Genomic DNA, 3157 nt, shown 5'->3' on the forward strand with positions numbered 1-3157 from the left:
CCGACATATTGATGGGCGGCAGCAGCTTCTTGAGCAAAGCAGCCTTGCGCTCACTTGAATAACGAGCCATTCGACACTCTTTATCCGCCCCCGGTCTTCACATTTAGATTATTCAGATTAGGCGACAACTATTCTGACACCGGGGGGGTAGGTAAGGGCCAGGTAAGGCCGAGCGCCTGGGCACTTTTGAGGAGTTTCTGGATGGAGCCGACACTGACCTTGGTACAGATACTGATTTGGCGAACAGAGAGGTCAGCTTCCAGCCGCAGTCGCAGTACTTCACGAATTTTACGCATTGCAATCCTCTTGGCAGACATAGGCTCTTCCCTGGCAAAAGGGAGAGCGTATCAAAGGTTTTTAAATCAATGCGTTAAGGATGATTCTGGTGAATGTGAACAGTGATTCCGGGATGTTGAACACTGTTTCCGGAAAGGAGGGGCGAAGTGTTCAGGTTGAACCGGAATGAGCGTTCACATTGGTCCGGAAATGGTGTTCACGTTGAATCGGAATTGGTGTTCATGATCGGCCGGAATATGCACATGGCAGGGGTAATGGCGCGCTGACGCAGACAAAACTTGCAGAGCCGAGCAATGCGCTCGAGTGCGGCGGGAGCCAGGAGTTGCTCCAGATAGTGATTAGCATTAATAATGGTCATAGGCTTCGCGCGTGTTGATTTTGTTTGGCGATAAAATTAGATCACAAACGAAGCCTTTTTTATATCTATTTCAATTGGTTGGCGCTAAAGATCCTGTACATGACTACGGGTATCCTTACCAATTAGCACCTCTTTAGTGCCTGTGGATGCGAGCACTGTACCTGCCGCCCAACCTAACTTCATCGCAAAATCAGGCGTAATTGGGAATTTACCTACTTTGCCACGCACACCATCAGTACCAAAATACTTCCTAGACATACAAAATCCTTAAAAACGCTAAAAGACAAAAAGCCAAATCCATGGGGATTTGGCTTTTAAAAAGATTTAACTTTGCAACATCTAAACGACATAAGACATTGAATCAAGAAACTAACGTTACCACTTTCGGTTTTGTATCAGCTGGTTTAAATAATTTCCTTTGCTGCCAAACTAGATCACAAATACCATCAGTTGGGGCGAAACCGGTTGGCGCCGCAAGTAAAATCTCACGGATCGCCTCATGGTTGAACTCATGGCATGCTTTGTCTAAACGATTAAGAATTAACTCTAATTCGGACCATGGCAGATAAATTTCATTCGCTGTCATAATCCGCTCATGGTCTGTACCTGTTACATCATCGCCAATCAGTAACTCTTCATACAATTTTTCACCAGGACGAAGGCCGGTAAATTCAATAGCGATATCACCATTGGGATTTGCTTCATCCTTCACATCATAACCACTTAAGCGGATCATTTTAGCTGCGAGATCAACGATTTTGACCGATTTTCCCATATCAAGTACAAAGACATCGCCGCCTTTACCCATAGCACCCGCTTGAATAACCAGCTGTGATGCTTCTGGAATCGTCATAAAAAAGCGGGTTATTTCAGGATGAGTAACAGTTACCGGACCGCCATTAGAGATCTGCTTACGGAACAATGGCACAACTGAACCAGAAGACCCTAGCACATTACCAAAACGCACCATACAAAAACGCGTTTGATGCACCTCTTTTGCTAATGCTTGCAATGCCAGTTCCGCCATACGTTTAGTGGTACCCATCACATTTGTAGGGCGCACGGCTTTATCGGTAGAGACCAAAACAAAGGTTTCTACATTTGCTGCAATTGCGGCTCTAGCGGTATACAAGGTACCAAATACGTTGTTGCGAACACCTTCAACCACATTATGCTCAACCAAAGGCACGTGTTTGTAGGCTGCTGCGTGGTAAACAGTTTGTACATTAAAGGCTTGCATTACCGCTTGTACACGATTTTCACGTTGTACAGACCCCATCATGGGCAAAATTTCAATATCAATACCCAAATCATGGGCAGTAGCAGAAAGCTCACGTTCAATGGAGTAAAGTGCAAATTCTGATAACTCAAATAGCACTAGCTTTTTAGGTGACTGCTTTAAAATCTGCCGACATAATTCAGAGCCAATCGAGCCCCCTGCTCCTGTCACCATCACCACTTTATTTTTGATGTTAGCGGACAATAGGTTTTGTCTAGGTGCAACAGAATCACGGCCCAGTAAATCTTCGATTTCTACTTCTTTTACATCACTAAATAACTTATCACCACTGACTAAATCAGCCATCGCGGGCAATGTCATCACCTTAACGCTAAGCGGCTCAAGCTGATTGATAATCTCTTGCCTGCGAGAGCGTGAGGCACTTGGCATCGCTAACAATACTCGTGCAGTGGCTTTTTGTTTGATTAACTTACGTAATTCCTGTGGTGCATGCACATGTAGGCCCTGGATCACAGTACCTTGCAACGATTCATCATCATCAACAAAAGCAATTGGATGATATTCATGGCTTTGCGCTAGCGCAATTGCCGTTTGGCGGCCGCTCACACCGGCACCATAAATTATCACAGGTTCACCACGACGATTCATACCCGCACCAACTAAAGACCGCATAAGCGAGCGCGCGCCGCCAACAAACACTAGCGCAAAGGCAGCATAAATAAAGGGAACGGTACGAGGTAAATCAACACCGCCATAATAGGCTAGTAAAACAAGGGCTATGGTAGAAATAACTACACCCGCAACGATAGCAGTAAACGCTTGCGAGCCGATATAACGCAGCACTGCGCGATACAGCCCCAACCGCACAAAACCAGCAATACTAATGGGTATTGTTAATGCTATTAGCCCCCAATATTGGGCCTTGAGTAATACTTCAACAGAGTCTAAACGCACCAATAACGCAAACCAAAAGGCAAACAGCAGAAAAACAGAGTCAATAGCGACACTGACCACACGCTTTTGTGACCGTTTTAACGAGAATAAAAACTGCAAAAATTCCATCTTTTGCTCCAATGACATTTTCTTCATAAGTTAACCAATAACACTGTCGTGTACACGTATCTATTCACCAGGACGGGGTTGACGGCATCAGTTCTGCCGGGATGGGATAATCTGTCTTCTCGATGCACGCCCTGACCACGGCCCTCAACCACTCCTGTGGGCAGCGGCCCAATCGCTTGCCGGTCTCCACCAACGACAGG

1 protein-coding gene and 2 pseudogenes are annotated in these 3157 nt (G+C 45.7%); all 3 read right to left on the minus strand.

Annotated features, from left to right (window positions below; translation table 11 throughout):
• Positions 1 to 146: 146 nt before the first annotated feature.
• A pseudogene (locus MUW49_RS18395) lies at positions 147 to 317 on the minus strand (IS21 family transposase); the annotation flags it as partial.
• 443 nt (positions 318 to 760) lie between these two features.
• Positions 761 to 913: pseudogene (glmM, locus tag MUW49_RS18400) on the minus strand (phosphoglucosamine mutase); the annotation flags it as partial.
• A gap of 103 nt (positions 914 to 1016) precedes the next feature.
• Positions 1017 to 2957 (minus strand): nucleoside-diphosphate sugar epimerase/dehydratase, encoded by a 1941-nt coding sequence (locus MUW49_RS18405; RefSeq protein WP_244813061.1) that lies wholly within the window; start codon positions 2955 to 2957, stop codon positions 1017 to 1019.
• Between the last annotated feature and the right edge of the window lie 200 nt (positions 2958 to 3157).

The sequence above is a fragment of the Aeromonas sp. LsrichE-8G genome (genome assembly GCF_022869435.1).
GTDB lineage: Bacteria > Pseudomonadota > Gammaproteobacteria > Enterobacterales > Aeromonadaceae > Aeromonas > Aeromonas caviae.